Below are 6,348 nucleotides of genomic sequence, written 5' to 3'. Positions count from 1 at the left end.
GGTTTTGTGTATAAGATACCGCGGGCCCCGGCGCCCCCGCCGCGGCCGCGGCAACGTCCCGGGCCGCGTGCTAACCGCCCAACGGCCCCCGCCGCGACGGCCACCCCTACGACACCCACGTCCTCCCCCACCGCCCCGCGGCTCCCACCCTCCGCCCGGTCGACCTCGACACCCTCCCCGACCTCACCGCCGAATCCGGCCGCGGCCTCTTCCTCATCCACGCCCTCACCGACCACGTCCAGCTCCGCAACCACCCGCTCCGCGGGGCCATCGTCAGCTTCGACAAGATCCTCAAGTGGCAGGACGGCGCTCTGCTGCGCGCTGCGTCCTGAGGGTGTCCGGGCGGGTGCCCGTCAGTCGGTGGTGGGGCGGCGGCGGGTGAGGAGGCGGAGGGTGGTGCCGAGGAGGAGGGCGGTGGTGCCGGCGATGGCGAGGGGGCGGGTGGCGGTGCCGGCGCCGGTGTCGGCGAGATGGGTGGGGGTGGTGGCGGTGGCGGGCTGGGCTTGGCCGGCGGGGGTGAGGGTGCCGGTGTAGGTGGCGGTGAGCTGGGGGCAGGTGTACTTCTTCGCCGGGGCGGAGCCGCTCGGGAGGACCTCGGACTTGGCGGTGAAGGTGAGGCGGTGGTCGCCGCGCGGGGTGCTGGCGGCGAGCCGGACCTGGAGGGTGAGCCGCTGGCCCTGGGGGACCTGGTAGGCGCCGGTGTCGACCGGGGTGCCGGTGACGGCGAGGGGCTTCCAGGCGCCGGCGCCCGCGCGCAGTTCCAGCGGGAGGCTGCCGCTGCCGTCGGCGAGGGCCACGGTGGTGGCGAGCTGCTTCACCGTGGCGGTGCTGGTGTTGGTGAAGGTGACGGCGAGTTCGCCCGGGGTGCCGGTGCCGCCGGTGGCCGGTATCGGGTCGGCGGTGGTGCCTTCCGGGCAGTCGGCGGGGGCGGTCGGCGTCGGGGTCGGCGTCGCGGTCTCGGAAGGCGTCCCGGTGGGTGCCCCGGTGGGCGTCGCGGGGGCGGTGGTCGGGGTGTCGGAGGCGAACGCGGGGACCGTGGCGAGGGCGGCCGGGCCGGCGGTGAGCACGAGCAGGGTGCAGGCGGCGGGAAGGCGGGCGGGACGCATCGGCGGGCTCCAGCGGTGGGGTCGGGTGTCGCTCTCCCGGAAGACCACCGAGGGGCCCGAACGGTTGTCCGCGCCCCTCGGTTCATTTCACACGGGATCAGCTGTGCGCGCCCGCCTTGCGACGGCGCAGGACGAACAGGGTACCGGCGCCCGCGGCCAGGACGGCGGCGCCGCCGAGGGCGATCGGCAGGGTGTTGGAGGAGCTGCCGGTCTCGGCCAGGTGCGGGCCGGCCGACGGGGAGGCGGAGGCCGTGGCGGACACGGCGGCGGCCGGGACGGCGGTGCCGGTGGCCGGGGTGGTCGAGCCGGCATCGACCACCTTGAAGAGGTCGTCGACGCGGTAGTCGCCGTTGAAGGCCAGGCAGCTGTCGGTGGCGGGGGCGCCCGGCACGTCCTTGCTCTCGAAGGCTTCGGAGGTGCCGCTCAGCTGGGCGAAGTACCGCGCGGCGAGGGCCTTGTCGGTGGCCGCGAGGCGCACCTGGAGGGTGAGCTTCCCGCCCTTGGCGATCTTGTACTGACCGAGCTCCACCTTCAGGTAGGACATGTTCCCGGTGACGGTGCTCGCCTCGGGCGTCTTCCAGTCCCCGCCGGGCAGCTTCACCTGGATGGTGAAGGACTCCTTGCCCCAGGTGACCGGGTTGGTGACCGGCTCGGTCTCCGCTATGTCGGTGAAGAAGAAGTAGGTGTCGAACTTCTTGAGGTCGACCGAGGTGGTGTTCTCGAAGGTCACGGTGGCCTCCTGCGCCGGACCGCCCTTGACCAGGGTGGTCTTGGCGAGACCGGAGCCGGTGACCTTGAGGTCCCGGATCTGGTAGCCGCGGCAGGGGCCGCCGCTCGGGGTCGGGACCGGCGGGGTCGGCAGGTTCGTCGGCTTGGCCGTGGCCGTCGGCACGGGGGTGCTCGGCGCCGGGGTGCCGGGGGCCGGGGTGCTCGGGGCGGTGGTCGCGGTCGTGGTGCCGGTCGGGGCCGGGGTCGGGGAGGTGATCCCGACGGCGCTCGCGGTGGCGGCACCGGCCGTGGCGCAGAGGGCGATTGCCGTCAGCGCAGAGGCGGCGAGAAGGCGGGAAGAGCGCACGCGACTAGCTCCATCTTTGGGCGAAATACGGGTGGTTTTGGGCGATTTGAGGCTTCGGCGCGGGCCGTCGGCACTGGTTCGCCCGCGTACCCTACCGGGGTGGGGTGCCGGTGCTCCGGGCGGGGACGGGAGGCCGGGTTGCTCCGGTTGCCGGGGCGTGGGGGCCGCCGGACGATGGGGGCATGATGCACCAGATGCGAGCCGAGTTCGGCCCCGAGGGGGAGGCCGGAGGGGTGCGGCTGTGGCACGTGGTCCGGGGGTCGCAGAGCGTGGCGATGTGCGGCCGGGAGCTCGACCCCGCGGCGCCGGTGCGGGAGGCGGTGGACTGGGGGCGGACCCCGGAGCTGTGCTGCCACACCTGCGGGGCGTACTTCCTGCGCGAGACGCCGTACCTGTCGGCCGAGCACCAGTGAGCGGCCGGGCGCTACGGTGCTCGGTATGGAGGAATCGCTGGTCCGGCCCCGGTCGCTGACCGCCGAGGCCGCGGGGCTGCGCTCCGGCACGCCCGGGTTGTCCGAGTACGTCGACCGGTTCTGCGCGCGGGTCGAGCGGGTGGACCCGCTGCTCCACGCGTTCGTGGCGGAGCCCGGGCGGCACGACCGACTGCGGGCGCGGGCACAGGAGTTGGCCGCACGCTACCCGGAGCCGGCCGGCCGGCCGCCGCTGTACGGGGTGGCGGTGGGGATCAAGGACATCGTGCACGTGGACGGCCTGCCCACGCACGCGGGGTCCGCGCTGCCGCCGGGTGTGCTGGCCGGGCCGCAGGCCGTGGTGGTGGACCGGCTGCTGGCGGCGGGGGCGATGGTCGCGGGCAAGACGGTCACCGCCGAGTTCGCCGCGACCGCCCCGGGCCCGACCCGCAATCCGCACCGGCCGGGGCACACCCCGGGCGGTTCGAGCAGCGGGTCGGCGGCGGCGGTGGCGGCCGGGTTGGTGGCGTTGGCGATCGGCACCCAGACGGTGGGTTCGGTGATCCGGCCGGCCGCGTACTGCGGGGTGGTGGGGTTCCGGCCGACGTACGGGCGGATCCCGTTCGCGGGCGTGGTCCCGAACGCGCCGAGCTTCGACACCCTGGGCGTGTTCACCGCCGATCAGGCGGGCGCGGCGCTGGTGGCCCCGCTGCTGTGCGAGGACTGGCGGCCCGGGGAGGGGGAGGCGGTGGCGGCCCCGGTGTGCGGGGTGCCGGACGGGCCGTACCTGGAGCGGGCGGAGCCGGCCACGCGGCGGGCCTTCGAGGAGCAGGTGGCACGGCTGGTCCGGGCCGGGGTGACGGTGCGCAGGGTGCCTCTGTTCCCCGACTTCGCCGAGGTGGTGCGGCAGGTGCAGGTCGTCAACCGGTTCGAGCTGGCCCGCAGCCACGCCGACTGGTTCGCCCGCTTCGGCGGGCTGTACCGGCCGGAGACGGTGGCGAGCATCCGGGTCGGGCAGGGGGTCGCGGCGGTGGACCGGGCGGCCGCGCTGCGGTTCCGGGAGGGGCTGCGGGAGCGGGTGGCCGGGGCGGCGGCCGCCGCAGGGGTGGACCTGTGGCTGGCGCCCTCGGCGACCGGCGGGGCGCCGGAGGGCCTGCACGACACCGGGAACGGGGTGATGTCGCTGCCGTGGAGCTTCCTCGGCCTGCCCGCGGTGAGCCTGCCGGCCGGCCGGACGGCGGAGGGGCTGCCGCTCGGTCTCCAACTGGTCGGCGCGGCGGGGGCGGACGAGCGGCTGCTCGCCGGGGCCGCCGTGCTGGAGCGGGCGTTGGGGCAGCGGGCGTTGGGGTAGCGGCGGGTACGGGGTAGCGGCGGGTACGGGCGGGGTCGCGGCTCAGGCGAGCGCGGGGTCGGCCGGGTCGGTGGCGGCGGTGCGGAGCAGGCCCGGCAGGAGGCGGCCGGCCCGCTGGTAGGGGACGTCGTCCTGGTGCAGGACGGCCTGGGCGTTGGCCGCCTCCAGGACGGCGATCACCGCGAAGGCGAGGTCGTCGAGGTCGGCGTCGGGGCGCAGGGCGCCGGTGCCGCGGGCCCCGGCGAGGGCTTCGACGACGGTGCCGTGCCATTCCCGGGCGCAGCCGGCCAGGGCGTCCCGGACGGCGCCGGGGCGGGCGTCGAACTCGGCGGTGACCTGGTAGAAGAAGCAGCCGCCGGGGAAGACCCGGGCGCGGGAGTAGGCGAGCCAGCTCTCGCCGAGCGCGCGGGCCCGGGCGAGGCCGGGCGGGACCTCGGCCACCGGGGTGAGGACGGCGTCGGCGAAGATCCGGCGGGCGGCGCGGACGGTGGCGAGCTGGAGTTCCTCCTTGGAGCCGAAGCCGGCGAAGACGCCGCTCTTGCTGAGTCCGAGGTCGGTGGCGAGGCGGCCGATGGACAGCGCGTCCAGGCCTTCGACGGAGGCGATCCCGACGGCGCGGCGCAGGACGGCCCGGCGGGTCTCCTCCCCGCGCAGGACCCGTCCGTCCGTGGTCGGTGCGGCCATGGTGCGCCCTCGTTCCTCGTCGCCGTGGGGTGTCGCCCAGGGTAGTGGGTCGGTTCGTGGGCCCGGCGGTCCGGCGGTGGTCTGAAAACTGCACGAACGGTCGTGCTAATATCTCGCCCCGAGCAAGGAGCAAGGCCCAGGGAGCGCAGCACGCAGAGAGCAGGGGAGACCCGATGGACCCGGCCCAGGCACTGATCCGCACCGCCCTCAACCCCACCGCCCGGATCGCCCCCGGCCTGGCCGGCCGGGCGGCCTTCGAACTCTTCCGGCGCCCGCTGCGGCGCAGCCCGGTCCGGCCCGCCGAGCGGGAGGTCCACCACCGGGCGGCCCGCGAACCGCTCGCCGTCGACGGCAGACCCGTGGTCGGCTACCGCTGGGGCAGCGGCGAACGGCCCGTCCTGCTGCTGCACGGCTGGCGCTCCCGGGCGTCCCGCTTCGCGCCCTTCGTCCCCCGGCTGCGCGCCCTCGGCCTGAGCGTCCTGGCCTTCGACGCGCCGGGCCACGGCGACTCCGGCGGACGCGCCACCAGCGTGCTGGAGTACCGCGAACTGGCGCTGCGACTCCAGGACCGGTACGGGCCGTTCGAGGCCGTGGTGGCGCACTCGCTGGGCGTCTGCGCGGCCTTCGGCGCGCTCGGCGACGGCCTGCGGGCGGGCCGCCTGGCGGCCGTCTCCGGGGTGTCCGAGGTGGGCTTCTTCCCGGCCGCCTTCTGCGCCGGACTGGGCCTGGACGCCACCGTCGAGCGGGCGCTGCGCCGCCGCATCGAGCAGGACCTGTTCGCCGGGGACGCCGGGGTCTGGGAGCGGTACGACGCCGCGCGCCGGGCGGCGGAGATCGGGCTGCCGGTCCTGGTGCTGCACGACGAGGACGACGACGTGGTGCCGCTCGGCCAGGCGCACCGCTTGAAGCGGGCGTACGGGGAACGACTCGACCTGGTGGTCACCCGGGGGCTCGGCCACCGCCGGATCGTCGCGGAACCGGCCGTGGTGGACCAGGTGATCGGCTTCGTCGCCGCCGGAACGGGGGTCGCGGCCGCATGAGGATCGTCGAACTGCACGCGCGGGCCGTGGCGTCGGCCGTCGAGGTGATGGCCGCCGTCCGGCCGGAGCAGCTGGGCCGGCCCACCCCGTGCGAGGGGTGGACCCTGGGTGCGCTGCTGGCGCACTGCGTCGGCCAGCACCGGGGCTTCGCCGCGGCCGCCCGGGGCGCCGGTCCGGACCTGGCGCTGTTCGCGGACATCCCGCTGGGTGCCGACCCGGCGGAGGACTTCCGCCGTACCGGCGCCGACCTCACCGCCGCCTTCCGGGAGGCGGCCGCCGCCGGGCGGGCGCTCTGGCTGCCCGAGCTCCGTACCGACGAGCCGTTCCCGCTCGACCTGGCCGTCGGCTTCCACCTGCTGGACACCCTGGTGCACGGCTGGGACGCCGCCGCGGCGCTCGGCGGCGCCGGGCGGCTGGTCGCGGCGGTGGACGGCGACGAGGAACTGGCGGGCGCGCTGCTGGCGGTGACCGGGGCCGTCCCGGACACCCCGGAGTTCCGGGGGCCCGGCCGGCCGTTCGGGCCGGGGCTTGCCCCCGGCGGCGGCGCGGGCCGGTTCGAGCGGGCACTGGCGCTGCTCGGCCGCGACCCGGCCTGGCGCGCCTAGAAGGAGCGACCCGGCCCGGCCCGGCCCGGGGGGTTACGCGTCGGGGCCGCGCCGCTCGTCGGGGAAGCGCGGTCCGC

7 protein-coding genes are annotated in these 6,348 nt (G+C 76.4%); 4 read left to right on the top strand and 3 right to left on the bottom strand.

Going from position 1 to position 6,348, the window contains the following annotated elements:
* Nucleotides 1-353: 353 nt before the first annotated feature.
* Nucleotides 354-1,106 (bottom strand): hypothetical protein, encoded by a 753-nt coding sequence (locus ACFV8H_RS36840; RefSeq protein ID WP_380408526.1) that lies wholly within the window; start codon nucleotides 1,104-1,106, stop codon nucleotides 354-356.
* A gap of 97 nt (nucleotides 1,107-1,203) precedes the next feature.
* On the bottom strand, nucleotides 1,204-2,181 hold the full coding sequence (locus ACFV8H_RS36835; protein WP_380408524.1) for an LAETG motif-containing sortase-dependent surface protein: 978 nt from the start codon (nucleotides 2,179-2,181) through the stop codon (nucleotides 1,204-1,206).
* A 182-nt stretch (nucleotides 2,182-2,363) separates the two neighbouring features.
* Here ACFV8H_RS36835 and ACFV8H_RS36830 point away from each other — a divergent pair, with 182 nt between their 5' ends.
* Together ACFV8H_RS36830 and ACFV8H_RS36825 are read left to right on the top strand one after the other, a co-directional pair.
* On the top strand, nucleotides 2,364-2,594 hold the full coding sequence (locus tag ACFV8H_RS36830) for a hypothetical protein (RefSeq protein ID WP_380408522.1): 231 nt from the start codon (nucleotides 2,364-2,366) through the stop codon (nucleotides 2,592-2,594).
* Nucleotides 2,595-2,619: 25 nt separating this feature from the next.
* Nucleotides 2,620-3,942, top strand: a complete 1,323-nt coding sequence (locus ACFV8H_RS36825) for an amidase (RefSeq protein ID WP_380408520.1) — start codon at nucleotides 2,620-2,622, stop codon at nucleotides 3,940-3,942.
* A 42-nt stretch (nucleotides 3,943-3,984) separates the two neighbouring features.
* On the opposite strand, the gene ACFV8H_RS36820 is transcribed toward ACFV8H_RS36825, so the two are convergent.
* Complete coding sequence (locus ACFV8H_RS36820) at nucleotides 3,985-4,626, bottom strand: TetR/AcrR family transcriptional regulator (protein WP_380408518.1); 642 nt, start codon at nucleotides 4,624-4,626, stop codon at nucleotides 3,985-3,987.
* A gap of 173 nt (nucleotides 4,627-4,799) precedes the next feature.
* Here ACFV8H_RS36820 and ACFV8H_RS36815 point away from each other — a divergent pair, with 173 nt between their 5' ends.
* Together ACFV8H_RS36815 and ACFV8H_RS36810 are read left to right on the top strand one after the other, a co-directional pair.
* The gene (locus ACFV8H_RS36815; RefSeq protein WP_380408516.1) at nucleotides 4,800-5,666 is read left to right on the top strand and encodes an alpha/beta hydrolase; all 867 of its coding nucleotides are present in this window, start codon (nucleotides 4,800-4,802) and stop codon (nucleotides 5,664-5,666) included.
* Nucleotides 5,663-6,271, top strand: coding sequence for a TIGR03086 family metal-binding protein (locus ACFV8H_RS36810; RefSeq protein ID WP_380408514.1), 609 nt, complete (start codon nucleotides 5,663-5,665; stop codon nucleotides 6,269-6,271). Before ACFV8H_RS36815 ends, ACFV8H_RS36810 begins: the two co-directional genes overlap by 4 nt.
* Nucleotides 6,272-6,348: the final 77 nt, after the last annotated feature.

The organism is Kitasatospora sp. NPDC059827 (assembly GCF_042731675.1).
Lineage (GTDB): Bacteria > Actinomycetota > Actinomycetes > Streptomycetales > Streptomycetaceae > Kitasatospora.
Note: the sequence above shows the minus strand (reverse complement) of the source record. Positions and strands in the feature narration are given on the sequence as shown.